Annotated in this window: 24 protein-coding genes; 15 read left to right on the top strand and 9 right to left on the bottom strand. The window is 49.8% G+C overall.

Features of this window, described 5'->3' with window-relative positions; genetic code table 11:
- Positions 1 to 4: 4 nt before the first annotated feature.
- From osmX to clcB, 4 genes are all read left to right on the top strand, one after another.
- Positions 5 to 907, top strand: coding sequence for an osmoprotectant ABC transporter substrate-binding protein OsmX (gene osmX / locus GC128_RS04730; protein ID WP_151993317.1), 903 nt, complete (start codon positions 5 to 7; stop codon positions 905 to 907).
- Positions 908 to 916: 9 nt separating this feature from the next.
- On the top strand, positions 917 to 1,564 hold the full coding sequence (gene osmW, locus GC128_RS04725; RefSeq protein ID WP_151993316.1) for an osmoprotectant ABC transporter permease OsmW: 648 nt from the start codon (positions 917 to 919) through the stop codon (positions 1,562 to 1,564).
- Positions 1,564 to 2,703, top strand: a complete 1,140-nt coding sequence (gene osmV / locus GC128_RS04720) for an osmoprotectant ABC transporter ATP-binding protein OsmV (protein WP_151993315.1) — start codon at positions 1,564 to 1,566, stop codon at positions 2,701 to 2,703. The genes osmW and osmV overlap by 1 nt, the downstream gene beginning before the upstream one ends.
- Before the next feature lie 110 nt (positions 2,704 to 2,813).
- Positions 2,814 to 4,109 carry a voltage-gated ClC-type chloride channel ClcB gene (gene clcB, locus GC128_RS04715; RefSeq protein WP_151993627.1) on the top strand — a complete coding sequence of 432 codons (1,296 nt, stop codon included), beginning with the start codon at positions 2,814 to 2,816 and terminating at the stop codon, positions 4,107 to 4,109.
- Here clcB and bioD read toward each other — a convergent pair.
- From bioD to GC128_RS04700, 3 genes are all read right to left on the bottom strand, one after another.
- On the bottom strand, positions 4,062 to 4,757 hold the full coding sequence (gene bioD, locus GC128_RS04710; RefSeq protein WP_034455805.1) for a dethiobiotin synthase: 696 nt from the start codon (positions 4,755 to 4,757) through the stop codon (positions 4,062 to 4,064). The two genes, clcB and bioD, sit on opposite strands and share 48 nt — an antisense overlap.
- Before the next feature lie 192 nt (positions 4,758 to 4,949).
- On the bottom strand, positions 4,950 to 6,167 hold the full coding sequence (mlc, locus tag GC128_RS04705; protein ID WP_151993314.1) for a sugar metabolism global transcriptional regulator Mlc: 1,218 nt from the start codon (positions 6,165 to 6,167) through the stop codon (positions 4,950 to 4,952).
- A gap of 117 nt (positions 6,168 to 6,284) precedes the next feature.
- A complete protein-coding gene (locus GC128_RS04700) occupies positions 6,285 to 7,193 on the bottom strand; it encodes a LysR family transcriptional regulator (RefSeq protein ID WP_151993313.1) in 909 nt (302 codons plus the stop codon).
- 102 nt (positions 7,194 to 7,295) lie between these two features.
- On the opposite strand from GC128_RS04700, the gene GC128_RS04695 reads away from it, so the two are divergent.
- From GC128_RS04695 to GC128_RS04680, 5 genes are all read left to right on the top strand, one after another.
- On the top strand, positions 7,296 to 8,546 hold the full coding sequence (locus GC128_RS04695) for an MFS transporter (RefSeq protein WP_151993312.1): 1,251 nt from the start codon (positions 7,296 to 7,298) through the stop codon (positions 8,544 to 8,546).
- Positions 8,547 to 8,619: 73 nt separating this feature from the next.
- A complete protein-coding gene (locus GC128_RS04690; RefSeq protein WP_151993311.1) occupies positions 8,620 to 10,104 on the top strand; it encodes a carboxypeptidase M32 in 1,485 nt (494 codons plus the stop codon).
- 272 nt (positions 10,105 to 10,376) lie between these two features.
- Positions 10,377 to 10,628, top strand: a complete 252-nt coding sequence (asr, locus tag GC128_RS04685) for an acid resistance repetitive basic protein Asr (protein ID WP_151993310.1) — start codon at positions 10,377 to 10,379, stop codon at positions 10,626 to 10,628.
- 179 nt (positions 10,629 to 10,807) lie between these two features.
- On the top strand, positions 10,808 to 10,912 hold the full coding sequence (gene ydgU / locus GC128_RS23350; RefSeq protein WP_456061802.1) for a small membrane protein YdgU: 105 nt from the start codon (positions 10,808 to 10,810) through the stop codon (positions 10,910 to 10,912).
- Positions 10,913 to 11,009: 97 nt separating this feature from the next.
- Entirely contained in the window at positions 11,010 to 11,816 is an 807-nt protein-coding gene (locus GC128_RS04680) for a trypsin-like serine peptidase (RefSeq protein WP_151993309.1), read from the top strand.
- Positions 11,817 to 11,851: 35 nt separating this feature from the next.
- Here GC128_RS04680 and mdtI read toward each other — a convergent pair whose 3' ends face one another.
- From mdtI to GC128_RS23345, 3 genes are all read right to left on the bottom strand, one after another.
- Positions 11,852 to 12,181: a multidrug/spermidine efflux SMR transporter subunit MdtI gene (gene mdtI, locus GC128_RS04675; protein ID WP_134182944.1), complete on the bottom strand. Its 330-nt coding sequence runs from the start codon at positions 12,179 to 12,181 to the stop codon at positions 11,852 to 11,854.
- The gene (gene mdtJ / locus GC128_RS04670; RefSeq protein WP_151993308.1) at positions 12,168 to 12,545 is read right to left on the bottom strand and encodes a multidrug/spermidine efflux SMR transporter subunit MdtJ; all 378 of its coding nucleotides are present in this window, start codon (positions 12,543 to 12,545) and stop codon (positions 12,168 to 12,170) included. Before mdtJ ends, mdtI begins: the two co-directional genes overlap by 14 nt.
- A gap of 191 nt (positions 12,546 to 12,736) precedes the next feature.
- A complete protein-coding gene (locus GC128_RS23345; protein WP_456061801.1) occupies positions 12,737 to 12,841 on the bottom strand; it encodes a protein YdgV in 105 nt (34 codons plus the stop codon).
- Positions 12,842 to 13,074: 233 nt separating this feature from the next.
- Between GC128_RS23345 and GC128_RS04665 the strand changes: the two genes are divergently transcribed.
- Entirely contained in the window at positions 13,075 to 14,109 is a 1,035-nt protein-coding gene (locus GC128_RS04665; protein WP_151993307.1) for an AI-2E family transporter, read from the top strand.
- 44 nt (positions 14,110 to 14,153) lie between these two features.
- Here the strand turns inward: GC128_RS04665 and pptA are convergent, their stop codons facing one another.
- Both pptA and GC128_RS04655 read right to left on the bottom strand, forming a co-directional pair.
- A complete protein-coding gene (gene pptA, locus GC128_RS04660) occupies positions 14,154 to 14,384 on the bottom strand; it encodes a tautomerase PptA (protein WP_034455817.1) in 231 nt (76 codons plus the stop codon).
- Positions 14,385 to 14,450: 66 nt separating this feature from the next.
- Positions 14,451 to 15,251 carry an arylamine N-acetyltransferase family protein gene (locus tag GC128_RS04655; protein ID WP_151993306.1) on the bottom strand — a complete coding sequence of 267 codons (801 nt, stop codon included), beginning with the start codon at positions 15,249 to 15,251 and terminating at the stop codon, positions 14,451 to 14,453.
- A gap of 129 nt (positions 15,252 to 15,380) precedes the next feature.
- Here GC128_RS04655 and GC128_RS04650 point away from each other — a divergent pair, with 129 nt between their 5' ends.
- The gene (locus tag GC128_RS04650; RefSeq protein WP_151993305.1) at positions 15,381 to 16,463 is read left to right on the top strand and encodes a LacI family DNA-binding transcriptional regulator; all 1,083 of its coding nucleotides are present in this window, start codon (positions 15,381 to 15,383) and stop codon (positions 16,461 to 16,463) included.
- A gap of 113 nt (positions 16,464 to 16,576) precedes the next feature.
- Complete coding sequence (locus GC128_RS04645) at positions 16,577 to 19,672, top strand: beta-galactosidase (RefSeq protein ID WP_151993304.1); 3,096 nt, start codon at positions 16,577 to 16,579, stop codon at positions 19,670 to 19,672.
- 69 nt (positions 19,673 to 19,741) lie between these two features.
- Here the strand turns inward: GC128_RS04645 and GC128_RS04640 are convergent, their stop codons facing one another.
- Positions 19,742 to 20,143, bottom strand: a complete 402-nt coding sequence (locus tag GC128_RS04640; protein ID WP_151993303.1) for a hypothetical protein — start codon at positions 20,141 to 20,143, stop codon at positions 19,742 to 19,744.
- A 537-nt stretch (positions 20,144 to 20,680) separates the two neighbouring features.
- Here GC128_RS04640 and GC128_RS04635 point away from each other — a divergent pair.
- The 3 genes from GC128_RS04635 (at position 20,681) to ansP (ending at position 22,921) form a co-directional block, all read left to right on the top strand.
- On the top strand, positions 20,681 to 20,938 hold the full coding sequence (locus tag GC128_RS04635) for a hypothetical protein (RefSeq protein ID WP_151993302.1): 258 nt from the start codon (positions 20,681 to 20,683) through the stop codon (positions 20,936 to 20,938).
- 52 nt (positions 20,939 to 20,990) lie between these two features.
- Positions 20,991 to 21,239: a hypothetical protein gene (locus GC128_RS04630; protein WP_151993301.1), complete on the top strand. Its 249-nt coding sequence runs from the start codon at positions 20,991 to 20,993 to the stop codon at positions 21,237 to 21,239.
- Positions 21,240 to 21,433: 194 nt separating this feature from the next.
- A complete protein-coding gene (gene ansP / locus GC128_RS04625) occupies positions 21,434 to 22,921 on the top strand; it encodes an L-asparagine permease (protein WP_151993300.1) in 1,488 nt (495 codons plus the stop codon).
- Positions 22,922 to 22,951: the final 30 nt, after the last annotated feature.

Genomic DNA, 22,951 nt, shown 5'->3' with positions numbered 1-22,951 from the left:
CGTCATGAAACCATTTAAACCGTTACTTGCCGCACTCACCACAACGCTGCTATTCGCAGGCGCAGCAAAAGCCGAACCTATCGTGCTGGCAACAAAAAGCTTTACCGAACAACATATTTTGTCTGCCATGACCACACAGTACCTGCGTAAGAAAGGCTTCCAGGTGACGCCGCAGACCAACATTGCCACCGTAATTTCCCGTAATGCGATGATCAACAAACAGGTGGATATGACCTGGGAATATACCGGTACCTCATTGATTATTTTTAATCACATCAACAAACGTATGACCCCGCAGGAGTCCTACGACACCGTTAAAAAACTCGATGCCAAACTCGGATTGGTGTGGTTGAAACCTGCCGATATGAACAACACCTACGCCTTCGCGATGCAGCGCAAACGCGCTGAAGAAGAGAACATCAATACCATGTCGGAACTGGTGGCAAAAATTGAACAAATCCGCAAAACAGACCCGGACAACAACTGGATGCTCGGACTGGACCTGGAGTTTGCCGGGCGTAGCGATGGCATGAAGCCTTTGCAGCAAGCCTACAACATGCCGCTCGACAGACCTCAGATTCGCCAAATGGACCCAGGCCTTGTCTATAACGCGGTGCGCGATGGGTTTGTGGATGCTGGGTTGATTTACACCACGGACGGGCGCGTGAAGGGCTTTGATCTGAAAGTGCTGGAAGACGATAAGGGCTTCTTCCCAAGTTATGCCGTGACGCCTGTTGTGCGTAAAGAGACGTTAGCGGCGAACCCTGGGCTTGAGGAGGCTCTCGACACCCTCTCCGCATCACTCAATAACGACGTGATATCCACACTGAATGCCAAAGTGGATATCGACCATGAAACCCCACAAAAAGTTGCGCAAGAATTCCTGCAGCGTAAAGGCTTGCTCTAAGGAGGCATCATGGAAACGTTACATTATATGATTGATAACGCGGGCTATCTTGGCAGCCTGACGCTACAACACTTGTGGCTAGTCTTATTAGCTGTGGGGCTGGCGATAGTTATTGGCGTGCCGTTGGGAATTTTAATTGTGCGCCACAAATGGCTCGCCACGCCCGTTTTGGGTATCGCCACCATCGTGCTGACGATCCCGTCTATCGCGCTGTTTGGCCTGATGATTCCGCTGTTTTCGCTGGTTGGACAAGGGATTGGCGTATTCCCCGCCATTACCGCTGTCTTCCTCTATTCGCTCTTGCCGATTGTACGCAACACTCACACCGCATTAGATAGCCTGCCGCCCGGATTACGCGAAGCGGGACGCGGTATCGGCATGACCTTCTGGCAACGCCTGCGTTGGGTTGAAATCCCAATGGCTTTACCGGTGATTTTTGGTGGTATTCGTACCGCAGTGGTCATGAATATTGGTGTGATGGCGATTGCTGCGGTGATCGGTGCTGGCGGCTTAGGTTTGTTATTGCTAAACGGCATCGGCAGCAGCGACATCCGTATGTTGATTGCCGGTGCGGTGATGATTTGTGTTTTGGCTATTGTGCTTGATTGGTTACTGCATCGTTTACAAGTGGTGCTGACTCCTAAGGGGATTCGATAATGATTAAACTGGAAAATCTCACCAAACAGTTCGTTCAGAAGAACGGCCAAACATTTAACGCGGTTGATAACGTCAGCCTGAATGTGCCTGAAGGCGAAATGTGCGTGCTGCTCGGCCCTTCCGGCTGTGGCAAAACCACCACACTAAAGATGATTAACCGCCTGATTGCCCCAACCGGCGGCAATATTCTGATTAACGGTAAAAACACTAACGAGCTGGATACCGTCACGCTGCGCCGCAATATTGGCTATGTTATCCAGCAAATCGGTCTGTTCCCGAACATGACGATTGAAGAAAACATTACCGTCGTGCCGCGGATGCTGGGTTGGGATAAAGCGCGCTGTAAAGAACGCGCCAGCGAATTAATGAGCATGGTGGCGCTCGACCCTAACCGCTTCCTGAACCGTTACCCGCGTGAAATGTCAGGCGGGCAGCAACAACGTATCGGCGTGATCCGGGCGCTGGCGGCGGATCCTCCGGTGCTGCTGATGGACGAGCCGTTTGGTGCGGTTGACCCTATCAACCGTGAATCTATACAGAATGAATTTCTGGAAATGCAGCGTCAGTTGAAGAAAACCGTCATGCTGGTCAGCCATGATATTGATGAAGCCCTGAAATTGGGTGACCGTATCGCCGTGTTCCGTCAGGGGAAAATCGTGCAATGTGCCAGTCCCGATGAGCTCTTAGCTAAGCCTGCCAATGAATTTGTGGGGTCGTTTGTTGGCCAGGATCGCACCCTGAAACGCCTGCTGTTGGTTCAGGCTGGGGATGTCACCGACCAGCAACCGACAATTACCGCGCGTGAGTCCACACCGTTACCGGAAGCATTCTCTACCATGGATGATAACGACATGCGCTCGATAACCGTGGTGGATGGTGAAGGTAAGCCATTAGGCTTTGTGAAGCGCCGCGAAGCGCGTGGTGCCATCGGCTCATGCTCTGAGTTACTGCACCCGTTCCGCGTGACCGGGCGTGCGGAAGATAACCTGCGAATTGTGCTATCTAAACTTTACGAGCACAACATGGTATGGATGCCGATTACTGACGAAGATGGCCGTTACAGCGGTGAAATTTCGCAAGATTATATCGCCGATTACCTCAGTTCAGGCCGCACTCGCCGAGCGCTGAATATTTCGTAGTTTCAACGCCAATATTACTCAATCCCAGGTCGGATTAGCGCCAGCGACATCCGACAAAACAGCAACAAACGGTGGATGACGCTAACGCTTATCCACCTTACAATGCTCTGATGCGCCATCTAAACCACTTCCCCGATATGAAAGGCATGCTTCGACGGCTAATATTCGCCGTCTGGATTGGCGTTGCCTCTGCATTGGTCGTCTGGCTATTTCGCCAGTCAATGTATTTCCTTGAAGGCCTTTTCCTTGGCGATCATAGCGGAAGCCTGGTTGCCGCCGCTGCCGCACTACCGCCGTGGCGCAGATTACTCACCCCGGCTATGGGTGGTTTACTTGCAGGTACACTACTTTGGGGCTGGCAACGCGCCACACGCCAGCGCCCTTCTGCTCCCACTGACTATATGGAAGCCATAGAGACCGGCGACGGACGTCTTGATGTATCCGCAAGTCTGGTCAAATCAGCCGCGTCACTGATTGTGGTAGCAAGCGGTAGTGCCATTGGTCGCGAAGGTGCGATGGTACTATTGGCCACTGTTTTTGCTTCGGTATTTGCCCAGCGTTTCTCAAATAAAGATGAATGGAAATTGTGGGTCGCCTGCGGTGCCGCAGCCGGGATGGCAAGCGCCTACCACGCACCACTGGCTGGAAGTTTGTTTATCGCAGAGATTCTGTTTGGCACGCTGATGCTCGCCTCGCTGGGCCCAGTAGTGATTGCCGCCGTCAGCGCCTTGTTGATGACTCATTTACTCAATGACGAACAAGCATTGCTGTATACCGTGCGAGCGTTAAGCGCTCCGCAACCTATACAGTATTTGCTGATGGCAACCTTCGGTGTGATAGCCGGTGTCGCCGGGCCGTTATTCCTCTGGCTGATGTCCCACAGTAATAAATTGTTCCAACGTTTGCATTTAACGCCACCGTTGCAACTGGCGCTGGGTGGTTTGCTGGTTGGGCTGCTTTCGCTGATTACGCCATTGGTTTGGGGAAATGGTTACAGCGTGGTGCAATCGTTCCTTTCTCAGCCTCCGGCGCTGCTGTTTGTGGCAGGGATTCTGGTTTACAAACTAGCAGCGGTGCTGGCAAGTAGCGGTTCCGGCGCGCCCGGTGGCGTGTTCACACCGACACTGTTTGTAGGTGCAGCGCTCGGAATGCTGGTCGGACAATGGTTTGGGATTTGGACGTGGAGTGGCGATAGTATCGCTATTTTGCTGGCATTAACTGGAATGGCAACGCTTTTAGCGGCGACCACTCATGCACCGATTATGTCCACATTGATGGTTTGTGAAATGACCGGGGAATTTACTTTACTCCCCGGCTTACTGCTGGCGTGCGTAATTGCTTCAGCACTTTCGCGCTGGTTACGCCCTCAAACGGTCTACAGTCAGAACGCTGCTAAGACGGGATAAATCGATGTAATTTGCCAGTTCACGCTGCTCTGCTCGAGGCAAATAAGGCAGTTCGCCCACCAGCGGTGCAGGCAATTTCTTGCTTAATACATCGATAATTTCTGCGTAGTGTGCAAGCCCTGGATTGATACGGTTTGCCACCCAACCAATCAGTGGCAAGCCATCATTGGCAATCGCCTGAGCTGTCAGTAAGGCATGATTGATGCAGCCTTCCTGAATCCCAACCACCATCAACACCGGTAACTGTTCCTGAACCACCCACTCCGATAATGGACGTAAGTCGTTCATCAGGCTGCGCCAGCCGCCAGTGCCTTCGACAACAACATGATCCACCTGCCCGGCCAAACGCTGAAGCCCATCAGACAGCAGCGAATAGTTAATCTGGCAGTTATGGCTCACGCTGCTTTCTTCTTCGCTAAGAGCGATAGGATTGATGGCTTCATAAGGTAAATTGACAGTGGAAACGCTTTGTAGAACTAACGCGTCTTTGTTGCGTAGGCCCTCTGGCGTCTCTTTACTGCCTTTGGCTACCGGCTTATAGCCGACGACACTTTTGCCACTGGCTGCAAGAGCCTGCAACAAGGCGCGAGAAACCACAGTCTTCCCGACTGCAGTATCGGTACCCGTTATAAAGAAACGCGTAAGCATGACTAACTCCCAAGGTAATGCTTTAAGTACCCATCAAACTTAAGGTTGCAGGTGTGGTTATAGCCCGCCCGCAACTCAAATTATTCAGGGTATGAGTGATTAAAAATTGAATAATTCAGGAGTGAAAGTCTAAAAGAATAGTCATTCGACCAGATTGAGATAGCGCAATTTTTAGTGGATCAGGCAATGACATTAACCTTGCAGCAAGCGAATCAATAATGAACCGTTATACATTGCATCTTTTACCAGCGCCGCACCCGCCATTGTTCCACGATGATTGTACTGGGTACTTTCAACAACCATATGTTCGCTATATGCAGGGAGTGCTTGTTGGCGAATACAACTGGTGATTGCCGGATGCAGAATCTCTGCGGCTCGGTTAAACGGGGAACCAATCAGGATTTTTTGTGGATGGAACAGATTCACCATTATCGCAAGTATACGGCCGACGTTAGTGCCAATACCGAGAATGATATCTTTCGCTAATAGATCGCCACTTAATGCAGCATCACAGAGAGACTCGACTGTCAGAGGTTGTTCATGCAGCATGGAACCCATCGACTGGCTCATGCGAAGCTGCGCCAACTCAAGCACGCTGTCGATACTGGCAATCGTTTCCAGGCAACCGTGGTTACCGCAATAACAACGTTTGCCATAAGGATCGACTTGCGTATGGCCAATTTCAACCAGGCTGCTGCTGCCCGCATGGAGCAGGCGGCCATCGGTAATCACACCGGCTCCGACGTTATCATCAATAACAACCTGAATCACATCACGAGCGCCCTTTGAGGCGCCAAACAGCCCTTCCGCCATCGTCCAGGCGCTGATGTCATGCTGAATATAGACCGGCACGCCGGTGTAGTTCTCCAGAATCTCACCGAGCGGCATATCGCAGACTTCATAAAACGGCATCCGATGCACTATGCCGCGCTTGGTATCAATAATACCCGGCATAGTGATAGCTATTGCCGTCAGGCGCTCAAGTTTTTGCTGATGGCGGATAAAGAACTGGTCAATCTGCGCGATGATGCGTTCAATAAGCGGTTGCGAGTCATTAATAGCAAGGTCAACCGTATCTTCAACTATCAGCTTGCTGCTTAAATCATGCAGGCCAAGCGAGATTTCCCCACGACTAATACGCACGGACAAGTAGTGCCATGCTTCAGTTTCCAGCATCAAACCCACGGCGGGACGGCCCCGGCTACCGGGGTCTTGAATTTCCGTTTCCTGCACCAGATGAGCTTCAATCATTTCACGAACAATTTTCGTGATGCTGGCAGGCGCAAGTTGCGCCAGGCGAGAAAGATCGATGCGCGACACCGGCCCATGGGTATCAATCAAGCGATAAACTACGCCCGCATTAGTTTGCTTGATCTGATCAATATGGCCCGGTTGACTATCAGCAACCACTTGCGACTCCCTTTATTTTCGCGCTTCGAAATAAACTTTGGGCTATGGTGAAACACTTCAAGTGAAGGAGTCAAATATTTAGGTAGGGTTGTGATTTACCGCACATAATCTGCTGTATTAACCCTCTTTTAACGTCGTTATTGACTCAGTGAGCAGCGCAGAGATGCGAAGTGCCGCAGCTGAAAGTTCACGGTGCTTTGGCCAAACCAGCCACATTTCAGATTGCGCTTCCGGCTCATCAATGGGTAGCCACACCACTTCAGATAGACGGACGCGTTTAAATGACGCCGGAAGTATCGACACCCCTAACCCGGCGGACACCAACCCAATAATCGTCATAGCCTCGCCCACTTCCTGGGTGATGTAGGGTGAAATCCCGTGGCGTTGCAGCAGGCCGAGAATATCCTCATACAGCCCGGTCCCAACGAGCGGATCAAAGAAGACAAAAGGTTCATGTGCGAGCTGTTGCAGTGAAATTTTTGAGCATTGGGCCAACGGATGGTCACGATGCACCATTGCCAGTAGTGGCTCACGTAGAACCAGACTCCAGTCGAGCGTATCCGGAAGCCGCGTGTTGCGCATTAAACCGAGTTCGAGTTCGCCGTCGTTTAACGGTGCAATTTGCTTACGAGTGTTGATTTCCCGCATCTGGAGATGTACGTCCGGGTAGCTGCGGCGAAATGTCGAAAGGCTATCGGATACCGTTTTAATAAAGGGCGCGGATGAGGTGAAACCAATACGCAACTCGCCTGTTTCCCCTTGATGAAGCCGGGCTGCGCGCCCTGCCGCTGCATCAACCTGGCTTAAAATCTGCCGGGCATCTTGCAAAAACTGGCTGCCTGCGGCGGTCAGATTCACGCTGCGATTGGTTCTCGCCAGTAGACGTGCACCAATTTGCTGTTCAAGGATTTGAATTTGCTGGCTCAGAGGTGGCTGAGAGATACGTAAACGCGCGGCAGCCCGCCCAAAATGCAGCTCTTCAGCAACGGCAATAAAGTAACGCAGATGGCGCAATTCAATATTCATACTTTTAAAATATTAATTGAGATTATTAATATATTAGACAGAACAATTACAATTTTCTACTCTGAAAAGAAGACTTCATTTGTAGATTTTTAAGGACCGATTTTGAGCCGTACAACCCTCGTCAACACCGCCCCGGCAGCAGATATTGACGAAAGACGATCTCCCCAGCCGGTCACTTATATCAAGCGCGGTTCACCTCAATTTATGCGCGTTACGCTTGCGCTTTTTTCCGCAGGACTTGCCACCTTCGCGCTGCTTTATTGTGTACAACCAATACTGCCGGTTCTTTCTCATGAATTTGGAGTCTCACCGGCCAGTAGCAGTATTTCGCTATCTGTTTCTACCGCTATGCTGGCGATTGGGCTGCTCTTTACTGGCCCGCTGTCTGATGCCATTGGTCGTAAACCCGTGATGGTTACGGCGCTATTACTCGCCTCATGCTGCACGCTGCTTTCCACCATGATGACAAGTTGGCACGGCATATTGGTGATGCGTGCCCTGATTGGGCTGTCTCTTAGCGGTGTTGCTGCGGTTGGCATGACTTACCTGAGTGAAGAAATCCACCCAAGCGTAGTGGCATTTTCGATGGGGCTCTATATCAGCGGAAATTCGATTGGTGGCATGAGTGGCCGCCTGTTAAGCGGCGTTTTGACCGACTTCTTTAACTGGCGCATTGCCGTTGCGGCTATTGGCTGCTTCGCTCTCGCGTCAGCGTTAATGTTCTGGAAAATACTGCCAGCCTCAAAACATTTCCGCCCTTCTTCGCTGCGGCCAAAAACTCTGTTTATCAACTTCCGGCTGCACTGGCGCGATCAGGGCCTGCCGCTGTTATTTGCGCAGGGCTTTTTGCTGATGGGGGCGTTTGTCACCCTGTTTAACTACATTGGCTATCGCCTGATGCAAGGGCCGTGGTATTTAAGCCAGGCGGTGGTCGGGCTTTTATCGGTAGCGTATTTGACCGGAACATGGAGCTCGCCAAAAGCCGGGGCAATGACCGCAAAATTTGGCCGTGGCCCGGTGATGGTCTTTTCCACCGCGGTAATGCTGGCAGGCGTGGTGTTAACCGTCTTTTCACCGCTGCCGATTATCTTCATCGGCATGCTGCTCTTTTCTGCTGGATTCTTCGCCGCACACTCCGTCGCCAGCGGCTGGATTGGCCCGCGAGCTAAACGTGCTAAAGGGCAAGCCTCATCACTCTATTTGTTCAGCTATTATCTAGGTTCGAGCCTTGCCGGGACGCTCGGCGGTGTTTTCTGGCATCAGTTTGGCTGGTTGGGAGTCGCGAGTTTTATTGGCTCACTTTTGGTCATTTCATTACTGGTGGGAACGCGTTTGCATCATCGCGCACAATAACCCTGTCACGGCCTCGTTTTCGGGATAGCTTTTTGCTATTTTCGCTGCGTAAACCATCTCTTTATGAGGCCCTATGGAAAAGCAAAACTACAATCACCTCACCCGCACCTTCCAGCGTCTTTCCCGTTTTGGACATCTCTCAGCCATCGCTGGCTGGGATATGTTCACCAATATGCCACCCAATGGCAGCACAGCGCGCGGCGAAGCCCTGGCCGAACTGAGTGTTTTGCAGCACCAAATCCTGACCGATAAAAAAATCGCCACGCTATTGCAGGCCGCAGTTCAGGAAAATTTGAATGATATTGAACGTGCAAACCTGCGTGAAATGACACGCCAGTACCAGGAAGCCATTTTATTACCCGCATCACTGGTAGAAGAAAAATCGCTGGTTGGGACGCGCTGTGAACATGGCTGGCGCACGCAACGCCCAGCCAACGACTGGCAGGGTTTTTCCACCAATTTAAAAGAAGTGGTTCGTGTTAGCCGTGAAGAGGCGAAACTGCGCGCCGAAGCAAAGGGCAAATCCCCATACGACGCGCTGTTAGATATTTATGAACCAGGAATGACCAGCGCTAAACTTGACGTTCTGTTTGGCGACTTGCGCACCTGGCTGCCAGCGTTGCTGCAAAAAGTTGTCGATAAACAAGCAAAAGAGTCGGTCATAGCTCCTGTTGGCCCATTCGCCACGAACGACCAGCGCGAGCTTGGCCTGGAAATCATGAAGCTGTTGGGCTTTGATTTTAACGGCGGCCGGCTTGATGTCAGTGCCCATCCGTTCTGCGGCGGCGTGCCGGAAGATGTACGCATCACCACGCGTTACGATGAAAGCGATCTGGTCAGCGCACTGTTTGGCGTTATCCACGAAACGGGCCATGCGCGTTACGAGCAGAACCTGCCACGTGAATGGCTAGGCCAGCCTGTTGCTCTTGCGCGTTCCACGGCGATTCATGAGTCACAAAGTCTCTTCTTTGAGATGCAGTTGGGTCGCAGCAAAGAGTTCCTTAAACTGCTGCTGCCGATGGTTACAGCGCGTTTTGGCAAACAGCCTGCATTTGAAACGGCAAACTTTATTGCCGTGAACCAGCGTGTTGAGCGTGGTTTTATCCGCGTTGATGCGGATGAAGTGAGCTATCCAGCCCATGTTGTGCTGCGCTACGAAATTGAGCGCGCGCTGATTGATGGCGAAATTGAAGTGGAAGACATCCCGGCACTGTGGGATGAAAAAATGCAGCAATGGTTGGGGCTTTCTACCAAAGATAACTTCCGCAATGGCTGTATGCAGGATATTCACTGGACTGACGGTGCTTTCGGTTACTTCCCTTCGTACACGCTGGGCGCAATGTATGCCGCCCAATTGTTCAATGCTGCAAAACTTGCGCTGCCACAGCTCGAAAGCGATATTGCGGAAGGAAACTTCAGCGCATTGTTCGACTGGCTACGTCAGAATATCTGGCAACACGGCAGTCGCTTCACCACTTCAGAGTTGATTACCAATGCAACCGGGGAAGATCTTAACCCGTTGTATTTCCGCAAACATTTAGAAGCGCGTTACCTTTAATCTCCTCACCTGTCCGCGCCCTAAATAATTCGGGTTTTGTAGGGGTGAATAGTATTAGCGACATCCACCATTGACGCAGGTTATGTCGGATGTCGCTGCGCTAATCCGACCTACCAAGAAATTTCGTCATCAATTCCCCGGCGTGTACAAACCGTTACACGCCGAAACCAATCACTCACTGAACGCATTGATCCACAAGTCTATAGTTCATCTCAACGGCCCCGCTGGGCTTCAAACAAACATAAATTCAAACATGAATTGAGGATGTCGAGATGAATAAAGTATTAGCTCTGGTTGTTGCCGCTGCAATGGGTCTGTCTTCTGCTGCTTTCGCTGCTGAAACTACTGCGACTCCAGCTCCTGCTACCACTTCTGCTGCAGCTAAAGCTCCTGCTGCAAAAACTACTCATCATAAAAAACACAAAAAAGCAGCTACCGAGCAGAAAGCACAAGCCGCTAAAAAACACAAAAAAGAAGTGAAGAAAACTGAAGCAGCAAAACCTGCAACTCAGCCAGCTGCATAAGGTTATCGGGGTTATCCCGAAAGCATAGCCACACTACTAACCTGCATAATTTGAGTTGTCGGCAGGTGGCGAGCAAGTGAGTCCCCAGAAGCATAGATAACTATGTTACTGGGATGAACGACCGGCGCCAACACACCGATAATGTGAAGTATGACGGTTAAAAACACCCGGTTCGCCGGGTGTTTACTTCCGGAGTCTGGATGATGTTGCGACGCTATAGCTTTGAAATCATCCTCACGCTGCTTATTCTTTGCGGCATTATTACGCTAAGCTTCTGGCTGTAATGACTTTTTACTCCCACTTTTTGTGCGACCCGTCTATAGTTAGTCCATTCGCTGGGTTTATATAACAATCAAAATTAATCGCCCCACAGAGAGTGATATGCGCAAAAAAGTTGTGATGTTGTTAGGTGTACTGTGCTTGTTGCCTGCCCTTTCTCATGCTGATGACGAAAGTGCTGCAAATGTCAAAACGCTGTTTTTTGGCAAGGATGACCGCACAAGAGTGAATGATCCCGCAACACCGCCGTGGGATGCTATCGGTCAACTTGAGACGGCCAGCGGCAATCTTTGCACCGCGACCTTAATTTCCCCTCACCTGGCACTTACCGCCGGGCACTGTTTGCTACAACCACCCCGTGGAAAACCCGATAAAGCCATCGCTTTGCGCTTTGTATCTAATAAAGGGAAATGGCGCTACGAAATTCATGATATTGAAGGCCGGGTTGAATCTACGCTGGGTCGTCGCCTTAAACCCGATGGCGACGGTTGGATTGTCCCTGCCAGTGCAGCACCTCATGATTTTGGTCTGATTATTTTGCACAACCCACCTTCTGGTATCACGCCGTTGCCATTGTTTGAGGGTGACCGTGACGCACTAACCGAAGCGCTTAAAAATCAGAATCGTAAAGTCACGCAGTCGGGTTATCCCGAGGATCATCTGGACGATCTCTATACCCATAACGATTGCCTGATTACCGGCTGGGCACAGAAAACTGTTCTCTCGCATCAGTGCGATACATTACCTGGTGATAGTGGTTCACCCTTGATGCTGAAAACGGAAAATGGATGGCAGCTGATTGCGGTACAAAGCTCGGCGCCTGCGGCGAAAGATCGTTATCGGGCTGATAATCGGGCGATTTCTGTGACAGGATTTCGTGACCAGCTACAGAGTTTAGCCAGCCAATAATTTCACCGCCGGGTATCACGCCCGGCGGTTTGCTTTTATGCCAGTTTGATAAGCACCATGCCCGCTAGTAATAAAACCAGCCCCACCCAGCCTTTACGGTTAAGACGCTGGCCGAATAAAATCCAGCCAGCCGCCACGGTGGCGATAATGCCGAAGCCACCCCATAGTGCATAAGCCACCGACAGCTCAATTCCTTTTACTGCCTGCGCCAGCGCGCTGAAGGCTGCCAGAACTGCACACAGCGACAGTATGCCGTAGCCAAAACGGCGAAAACCATCAGAGTGTTTCAAGAAAATATTAGCGGCAATTTCTAACACGATTGCCAGGAACAGCCATAGCGCGTGAACCCATTCAAATGATTGCATGTTCGCTCTCCTTTGCTGGTTTTACCTTTCGCGTTTTTTTAGCGCTGGTTCCCGATTTAATCAAAGCAATCCCCACCACTAACGTGGTCAGACCGATGATTTTCAGTAGTGAGATCGATTCGTCGAACAATAGAACACTGAAAAGGGTAATAAATAAAATACCAATTCCTTCCCACATGGCATACGCGACGCCAAGGGCGATTTTTTTAACCGAAAATGATAATAAAATATAAGACAAGGTGATCATCAACAGCATAAAAATATAGCCGAGATTATCATCACTGACGCTGGACCATTTCATGGATAATGTGCCGGTAATTTCGGCAATAATAGCCAATGCTAATAATATCCAATAGATCATGATTCCTCTCCTGATAGAGAAAATAGCCGTGCTAATGCTTGTAATGTGCTAAATAAAGCGCACAAGCCGAATAAAAAATAAGCTTATTTACCCGCAATAATTCGTGTACCAGTAAGGCGACAAGACCGTAAGCAAGCGGGTGCAGTCAACGCAACTGGGGCGCGAAGTATCAAGGGAAAAACAGGAGAGCGAATCTACAGCGCGTTGCGCCAGTGTTGTTCACCGGAAAGCGAGAAAGCAGAAGAGAAAGATGGGGCTTGATGGGTTAATAACGTTTTGAACAGCTTGTTCGTAAGCATAATGTCCATAGTTTTCACAACGTATCCGCGGTGTTGCTTCTCATCAGTTGCGGATAGTAAATTGTCCTCAGTAGTCAAACACGCTGAATTTGTACCATATTTCGTAAGACGCCTGACTTCCCTTTTCAATTCTTTACGCTTGAGCAGCAGAAAATAAGTGTATACCCCTCCTTTCACCACCCGTACTATATACACAATTAAGGAACGGATTATTCTGATGGAGACCGTCAATAATGGCAAAACCCATTATTACGTTAAGTGGATTAAAAGTAGTCATTATGTTGGGGATGTTAGTCATCATCCTCGTGGGTATAAAAGTGGCTGCCGAGATCATCGTGCCATTTATTCTGGCACTGTTTATTGCCATTATCCTCAACCCAATGATTCGTCGTCTGGAGCGCATACGGGTCCCGCGCGTGCTGGCGATCACCTTCGTCATTTCAGTGATTATTTTCTTCATGGCTGTACTGCTCGCCTACCTGGGAACCACGCTTAATGAGCTGACGCGTACGCTGCCACAATACCGTTCCTTATTAATCTCCCCGCTGCAAACACTGGACCCGTGGCTGCAACGGGTTGGGATTTCTGTGTCGGTGGATGAACTGGTTAAGTATATCGACCCAAACGCGGCAATGACGTTAGTCACAAGTCTTATCACTCAGCTTTCCAATGCGATGACCTCAATCTTTTTGCTGCTTCTGACCGTAGTATTTATGTTGATTGAAGTACCGCAATTGCCGGTAAAACTTCAACAATTGATGTCCCGACCGGCTGAAGGTATGGGTGCTATTCAGCGAGCTTTGGACAGTGTCAGCCATTATCTTGTGCTAAAAACCGCTATCAGCCTGGTGACGGGGTTGGTGGTCTGGATAATGTTAGCCATGTTGGATGTGCGTTTTGCCTTTGTCTGGGGGCTACTCGCCTTCTCGCTCAACTATATTCCCAATATTGGCTCCGTTCTCGCAGCCATTCCACCGGTTGCACAAGTGCTGGTATTTAGTGGACTGTATGATGCGCTGCTTGTCGTTGCTGGTTATCTGGCCATCAACCTGGTGTTTGGCAATATCATCGAACCACGCATGATGGGGCGAGGATTGGGTTTATCGACTCTGGTGGTTTTCTTATCGTTGATTTTCTGGGGCTGGCTGCTGGGCCCGGTGGGAATGCTACTGTCGGTTCCACTGACTATCGCGGTGAAAATAGCACTTGAACAAAACGAGGGTGGCAAGAGTATTGCCGTGCTGTTGAGTGATGTAACCAAAAACTAAAGAGCCATAGCCGCTCCGGATAACTGAGCGGCTATGGAGTAACGCTACATACTGTAACCCGGTTTTTTGGCCAAAGTATCCAGTGCCGGAGCTATCTCTTTATCGTAGACATCCTCTTTCCAGCGATCTTTCTGGATAGGTGTTAGCGCAACTGAGAGCGACTCGTCAGATGAATTAAAGTGCTTCTTCAGCACGGCACAAATATCAGCGGCAAGCGCCTCTTTTTGTTCTTCAGTCAACTCACGCGGGAAGTGTTTTACGGTGATATGCGGCACAACAGATCTCCTTTGAATGGCGAACTCTATTCTTACGTTAAACTATCAAGTTATAGCAACAGAAAATCATTTGGGGCAGATGGGGGCAAACTCATCAAAGCTGATGCCGTACTGCTCGTGGTCCAGTCGCAAGCCAAACTTTTCTTGCAGTAGTTGATACACCGCCCTCTCATCGACCATTTCTTCGCATTGCTCGCCGCTAAACTGCCGGTTACTCAGCGTTAACGTTGTGCCATCGGGTTTATGCAAACACAACATTAAATGATGACGGAAATACGATTCAGGCCAGGTCGAAACATAGTGATTTGCGACCTGAAAATCACTGAAATATTGGGGTTGCAGATCAAACCGATACAGAGGCAACCAGTCATCTTGTTGTTTGATGCTCAGCAAGTAATCGCCATCCAGATGCGTTAAGCGATAGACACCATGCGCCGTAGGCTGCTCAACATCAGTTTCCAACCGCAAAGGGGAAGTCAGCGTTTTCCCGCCAAATCCTACATCAGCCAGATAACGCTGTTGATTTATCGTCACCAGCAATAGGCGGTGCGTTCTTGGTGGCATTTCAGGCGGTTGCGTGATCAACACTCTCGCCGCCAGGTCTTCCACTTCAAAACCAATGTCTTCAAGCGCTGCGCGCAGCAAAGCATTTTGCTCATAGCAATAACCTCCTCGACCAGCAACGACGAGCTTTTCAAAAACATTATCGAGTTCAAGCCTGATGGTTCGACCAAGAAGCGCATCTAAGTTTTCGAAAGGAATGGAACAAGCATGCAGCAGATGAATACGTTGCAAGGTTTCTAAGGTGGGTATGGCTTCACCATGAAAACCGATACGCGCAAAATAGGTTTGTCGCTTGAAAGTCATTATCTCAACCTCTTAAAATCCGATGTCTTTACTATAAAACGTTTTTTTCATGGCAAATGATCGATAATGCTCTGGCTACAACAGGCCTGTAGACTATTCCGCGGAAATTAAGTGCCAGAAGGATGCGCCATGAAACCCAAGTCGATGACTCTCTATGATGTGGCAAAACACGCCAATGTTTCCTATCAGACCGTTTCACGGGTTATCAATCAGGCAGAGCATGTTTCTGATAAAACGCGCCGTAAAGTCGAAGCAGCGATGCAAGAACTTAACTACGTTCCTAACCGGGTGGCGCAGCAACTGGCTGGAAAACTAAGCCAAACGATTGGGCTTGTAACCAGCAATTTGTCCCTCCACGCTCCGTCGCAAATCGCCGCAGCCATTAAGTCTCAGGCCAGCAAACTCCACTTTAACGTGGTGATATCGATGATTGAGCAGCCTGATTTAAGTGCCTGCAAAGGTGCGGTGAATAGCCTGCTTTCCCAGAGGGTTGATGGGCTGATTGTGAATATTCCTCTGGAGGATGACCAGGTTCGAGCCATCACTGACATGTGCGGCAATGTGCCGGTATTGTTCCTCGATGTCTCCCCGACTCTCAATACCCACAGCATCACATTCGATGCCAGCACCGGCACGCAGTTGGCAGTAACTCATCTCGTCCAACAAGGCCACCAGCATATTGCTTTACTCAGCGGCCCGTTGACCTCAGTTTCAGCCCGCCTGCGTCTGGAAGGTTGGCAACTGGCTCTGGCAAAGCATCATCTGATGGCTGTCGCGCAATTGCAGGGTGACTGGAGTTCAATCTCCGGTTATCTCCAGACACTGGCGCTCATTAGTACGGGATCGAAGTTTACCGCCCTGCTGGTCGCTAACGATCAAATGGCGTTAGGTGCGTTACGTGCCTTCAATGAGTCAGGCTTATCCGTTCCTGGGCAAGTCTCAGTGGTGGGTTATGACGATACCGAAGACAGCGCCTGTTTTATCCCGCCGCTCACTACCATCAAGCAAGACTTTAAAGCACTGGGGAATACCAGCGTTGACCAACTGATTGCCCAAATCCACACGCCCGCATTACCGGGCCATGCCACCGTTCTTCCCGTCACGCTTATTGAGCGTAAAACGACGGCAGCACCAAATTCTGAAACTGTGTCACCACAAGCCCTGGCCGACGCGCTTGCGGTACTTGCCCATCAGGTCGCGCGTCTGAAGTGATTTTTGTGAATCGGCTCACCTGAAGTTGTTTTACTGCTTTACATCTGCGCAGGTAAAAAACATATTAATTAATAATTGTGAGCGCTTCGCAAAAATGTAAAGGAACATCAAGTATGACCATCAGATCGGGTTCTGTTGCGGCCACGTTGGCCGCGATCCTTGGGCGACGCGACTGGGAGAACCCAGCAGTGACGCAATTAAATCGCTTGCCTGCCCACCCGCCATTTTCCAGTTGGCGTGATGCTCTCGCCGCGCGCGACGACTCATCATCTGAAAGTCTGCGCAGTCTTAACGGTGAGTGGCAGTTTAGCTACTTCACTCAGCCCGAGTGTGTTCCCGAAAGTTGGCTTGAGGTTGATTTAGCCAATGCTCAAATCTTACCAGTCCCATCCAACTGGCAAATGCATGGCTTTGATGCCCCGATTTATACCAATGTCACTTATCCCATTCCGGTTACACCGCCATTTGTGCCACAAGACAACCCAGCCGGATGTTACTCGCTCACATTTAATGTCGAACAGTCATGGCTTGATCATGGTCAGACGAGGATTATTTTCGATGGTGTGAATTCGGCATTCCATCTTTGGTGTAACGGCCACTGGATTGGCTACGGTCAGGATAGTCGCCTGCCCTCTGAGTTTGACCTCAGTGAAGTCCTTCATGCGGGGCAAAACCGCATTGCGGTGATGGTGCTACGTTGGTGCGATGGAAGTTATCTGGAAGATCAGGATATGTGGCGCATGAGCGGTATTTTCCGCGATGTGACACTACTGCATAAACCTTCCACCCAGTTGAGCGATGTGCACATTGCCACCCATTTAAACGAAGATTTCAGCCATGCGATACTGGAAACAGCTGTTGCGGTGAAAGGCGAAACCGACGGCGCGTTACAGGTAAAAGTGCAGCTGTGGCGCGGCGAAGAATTCGTAAGTGAGCGGCAACAAGCGCTGGCCAGCGAGATTATTGATGAACGTGGAATATATAACGACCGCACCACTATCCGAATGCCTGTCGCAAACCCTCTGCTGTGGAGTGCGGAAATCCCCAACCTCTATCGTGCTGTCGTTATTTTGCTGGATAGCGCAGGCGCGACAATAGAGGCAGAAGCTTATGACGTGGGTTTTCGTAAAGTCGAAATCCATCAAGGGTTGTTAAAACTCAACGGCAAACCTTTGCTCATTCGCGGCACCAACCGCCATGAACATCACCCGGAAAAAGGCCAGGTGATGGACGTGGAAACCATGCGCCAGGATATTATGTTGATGAAGCAGCACAACTTCAACGCGGTGCGCTGTTCCCATTACCCAAACCACCCGTTGTGGTATCGCTTGTGCGATCGTTACGGCCTGTACGTGGTGGATGAGGCAAACATTGAAACCCACGGCATGGTGCCGATGAATCGCCTGAGTGACGATCCTGGCTGGCTGCCCGCGATGATGGAACGTGTCACTCGTATGGTGAAACGCGATATTAATCACCCATCAATTATTATCTGGTCGCTTGGTAACGAGTCTGGTCACGGTGCCAATCATGACGCGCTTTATCGCTGGATAAAATCTGTCGACCCCACCCGCCCAGTGCAGTACGAAGGGGGTGGAGCCAATAGCGCGGCAACCGACATCATTTGCCCGATGTACGCCCGCGTCGACCAGGATCAGCCCTTCCCGGCAGTGCCAAAATGGTCAATCAAAAAGTGGATCGGTATGCCGGATGAAACCCGCCCGCTGATCCTTTGCGAATATGCCCACGCCATGGGCAACAGTTTTGGCGGTTTCCATAAATACTGGCAGGCATTCCGCCAGCACCCGCGGCTGCAAGGTGGTTTTGTCTGGGACTGGGCCGATCAGTCGCTGATTAAACACGATGAAAATGGCGAACCCTTCGCAGCCTACGGCGGGGATTTTGGCGACAAACCTAACGATCGTCAGTTCTGCATGAACGGTCTGGTTTTTGCCGACCGCACAGCGCATCCGGCATTGTATGAAGCACAACAAGCACAACAGTTTTTCCAGTTTGAACTTCATCGTGAAACCCCGTTGCGCCTCGAAATAACCAGCGAATACCTGTTCCGCCATAGCGATAACGAACGCCTTATTTGGCAGGTTTCGCAAGCGGGTGAACGGCTTGCTGAAGGCGAAGTGCTGCTTGATATCGCGCCAGTTGGAACGCAGACAATTACCTTTGATTCATTGCCAACCATCGTGCGTGGCGGTGACGTGTGGCTGACCGTAAAAGTGCAGCAAATCAACGCCACAGACTGGTCTGATTCCGGGCATATTTGTGCATGGGATCAGTGGCAACTGCCGAGTATTCTGAGCGCAACCCCGCTGCCTTTTAATGGTAAAGCACCTGAACTGACAACCAGTAACTGCCATTTCGATATTCGCTTCGGCCTGCATCACTGGCAGTTCAACCGCGAAACCGGGTTGTTAAACCAGTGGTGGAAAGCACAGCAGCCTGCACTATTAAAGCCGCTACAAGATCAATTCACCCGAGCGCCGCTTGATAACGATATTGGCGTCAGCGAAGTGGCGCGTATTGACCCGAACGCCTGGGTTGAACGCTGGAAAGCCGCTGGCATGTATGAACTGGAGTCTCGGGTCGTGAGCTGTGAAGCTGAAGCACTGGCTAATGAAGTGCAGCTACGCACCGTACATAGCTGGCATCACCATGGCAAAACGCTGTTTATCAGCCGTAAGCTTTGGCGAATTGATTGCCAGGGCGAACTCCACGTCAGCGTAGATGTTGAAATTGCTTATGGCACACCTCCACCCGCGCGCATCGGTCTGACCTGCCAACTGGAGGAAGTCTATCCTGAAGTGAGCTGGCTCGGGCTCGGCCCCCATGAAAACTACCCCGATCGCAAGCAATCTGCCCTCTTCGATAGTTGGCAGCTTCCGCTGGAAGAACTGTACACACCGTATGTTTTCCCAACGGAGAATGGCTTGCGCTGCGATACCCAAAATCTGGAATACGGCGACAACCAGTGGCGCGGGAATTTCCACTTCAATATCAGCCGCTTTAGCCAACCACAATTGCGCGAAACCTCGCATCGCCATTTGCTTGTTGCGGAAACAGGCACCAGCTTAAATCTGGATGGTTTCCATATGGGTGTTGGTGGCGATGACTCCTGGAGCCCAAGCGTTTCACCAGAATACTTGCTTGATAAGCAGCATTATCACTATCAACTAACCTGGCTACGTCGTTAAACCGCAAAAAACCGGGGCAGCACAAAGTTCTTTGTACTGCCCCGATGTAATTTTTAACGCGCTATAAAATCACTTCTCCCGACACGGACCATCAGCCTGACTATGGTCCTCAGCACATGCCGGAAGCTGCCCGGCGTCGCTTTTGGACGTTGGCTTCATGCCTGGCGTCAAAACGCCGTGTTCGCGATGCGTACCTGTCCAGGTCGCATCCCAACCACCTGCCGGTTTTTTGGATAGTGAAACCACAATGCTGTTGCCATGCAATTCAATAAAGTTTTTATTAATAAAAGAGATACGCGCAGATTTACCGTCAATGTATGCCGCTTTAAAATCTTCATCAATATGGACTTCATGATATCCCTGAAAGTTAAGTGGGCCATCCGTAGCAATTCTTGCCGCAAATGCCGACGCCGAAGAGAATAAAGCGCCAGCCATCATTGCCCCCAAAACCGTTTTTTTCATCAGATTCATAATACAATTCCAAAAGAACTATCAAGTCAATTCCGACTATAAATATACGTTCAGAATTTAAAGTCAATCGCCCCCAAACAATAAACCCATTATTTATTTTGTTTTAATTAATTCACTGTGATTAATTTACCGATGTTACTTAAGCAACATCACCATTATTAACATATTTCACAAATTTACAATTTCTTACTAGTCGATAAGCCAGGATTCTAAACCGCCTAAAACAATTGAGCGGCAACTCCTGATAAAATCAACAGCAACAATATTTAGTACTGAATAAAACAGCAAAAACCAGACAATAAAACCACAAACAAACGTCACTGTCGCTATAAACCAGAAGATAAGCCTGACAACTGGTTGCACCAGTGATCATAAAACCCACTTCTCTCTATGAGACATTTCCTGGTTAAAGCAATTTCAACGCTTAGTTGATTTACGTCAATTAACAATAAAGAGGATATTTACTCCTCGCATTGCCATGCTATTTATTATCTCGCTCACAACAAATGTTATTATTACAACATCACGAGAAACACGATGAACGCACCTGAATCAAAAAAGAAAAACCGATCTTCCATTGGGAAGATTATGCTATGGCTGTTCTATTTATTCTGTATTTATGCTGCTTTCTGTTTATTTAACACGCTGCTTTCCGTCAGCCATGTTGACGTCATTGCGGGACAAGAATCTGCCTTTCGATTTGGCGAAACCGTTGCAGTAATCGGGGAATCCGCAGGTTTGCTCTTAGTGGGAGCCATTCTTGGCCTGTTGGCCTGGATCACCCGCGCAAAATAGCACCGTTATTTTTTGTTATTAATACAATAATTTTCAATACAGGGTTTTAGAGATGAGTAAGTTACTGAGGTTTTCCACCATGATTTTAATTCCAACCTTATTCCTGACCGGGTGCGTGATTAAGGAACCCGCAGAGCATTCGCATCATCACCACCGGGTGACCAACCAAAGCGAAGATGCGCAAGGTGTGCCTGAGTATCAACAAAGGCAGCGCCTGGACGAGTCCATCGACTGTAGCCGCCCGCTTCCCGTTGATGCGGTGAATTCACAAATCGACGCTTACGACCGTCAATGTAATTAAGACAAGTTAGTTATTACTGCTCAGCGATGGTTTGCATCCACACCAACCATCGCTTTTCCCCTCGTTGTTCACAAAAGACATTAGCGTCCTTAACCATTTCTGGATAGGATTTAGCGCCCGTTTCGCCATGATGCTGAATTTATAAAAAGCCAGGCTCTGTCACGGGAATCTTTTTAACAAGGATACAGGGAAAAATGAACACAACATCGAGCAGTAAACCGACCACCGAAGCAGAGAAACACGCCGCGAAACGCCGCTGGCTTAATTCCCATGATTCCGGTTATCACAAAGCGATGGGCAACCGCCAGGTACAAATGATTGCCATCGGCGGCGCAATTGGCACAGGGCTTTTCCTGGGCGCTGGCGCACGTCTACAAATGGCAGGCCCGGCTCTGGCAATCGTCTATCTGGTCTGCGGCATCTTCTCTTTCTTCATTTTACGTGCGCTAGGTGAACTGGTACTTCATCGCCCTTCAAGCGGCAGTTTTGTTTCTTATGCCCGTGAGTTTCTCGGTGAGAAAGCCTCCTACGTGGCAGGCTGGATGTACTTCGTCAACTGGGCAATGACAGGGATTGTTGATATCACCGCCGTGGCACTTTATATGCACTATTGGGGCGCTTTTGGCGATGTCCCACAATGGGTCTTTGCTCTCGGGGCGCTTGGTATTGTCGGTGCCATGAATATGATCGGCGTGAAATGGTTCGCAGAAATGGAGTTCTGGTTTGCGCTGATCAAAGTCCTCGCAATAGTCGCCTTCCTGGTGGTGGGAACAGTGTTCCTGGGCAGTGGGAAAATGCTTGATGGCAACACGACAGGTTTCCATTTAATTACTGATAACGGTGGTTTCTTCCCGCATGGGTTACTGCCTGCATTAGTGCTTATTCAGGGCGTGGTGTTTGCTTTTGCTTCAATCGAACTGGTGGGTACGGCAGCGGGTGAATGCAAAGATCCAAAGACAATGGTGCCAAAAGCGATTAACAGCGTTATCTGGCGTATCGGGCTTTTTTACGTCGGCTCCGTGACATTGTTGGTTTTATTGCTGCCATGGAACGCCTACCAGGCGGGACAAAGCCCGTTTGTGACATTTTTCTCTAAACTCGGTGTGCCATATATTGGCGACATCATGAATATGGTGGTTCTGACTGCTGCGCTTTCCAGCCTAAACTCTGGCCTCTATTCCACCGGGCGTATTTTGCGTTCAATGTCGATGGGTGGCTCAGCACCTCAGTTCATGTCGAAAATGAGCAAGCAGCACGTACCCTATGCCGGGATATTGGTTACGCTTGGGATATATGTGATTGGTGTGGTACTGAATTATCTTGTGCCATCACAAGTGTTCGAGATAGTTCTCAACGTTGCCTCACTGGGGATTATCTCTTCCTGGGCATTTATCATGGTTTGCCAGATGCGCTTGCGTAAAGCGATTAAAGAGGGGAAAGCTGAAGACGTTAGCTTTAAATTACCTGGCGCACCATTCACCTCATGGTTAACCCTGCTCTTCCTGTTTAGCGTATTGGTATTGATGGCGTTCGATTACCCGAACGGAACTTATACCATTGCATCTATTCCGCTGATTGCTTTGTTACTGGTGATTGGCTGGTTTGGCGCACGTAAGCGTGTTCAAGAACTTGCCCACAATCCCGACGCTCACCCTGAGGAAGCGCCGCAAAAGGTGAAGTAAACCCATACTGAGCCAGTGTTTCGTAGCGAT

This window comes from Buttiauxella massiliensis (assembly GCF_902500225.1).
In the GTDB taxonomy this organism is placed as follows: Bacteria; Pseudomonadota; Gammaproteobacteria; order Enterobacterales; family Enterobacteriaceae; genus Buttiauxella; species Buttiauxella massiliensis.
This window is presented reverse-complemented; position numbering and strand designations above follow the sequence as displayed.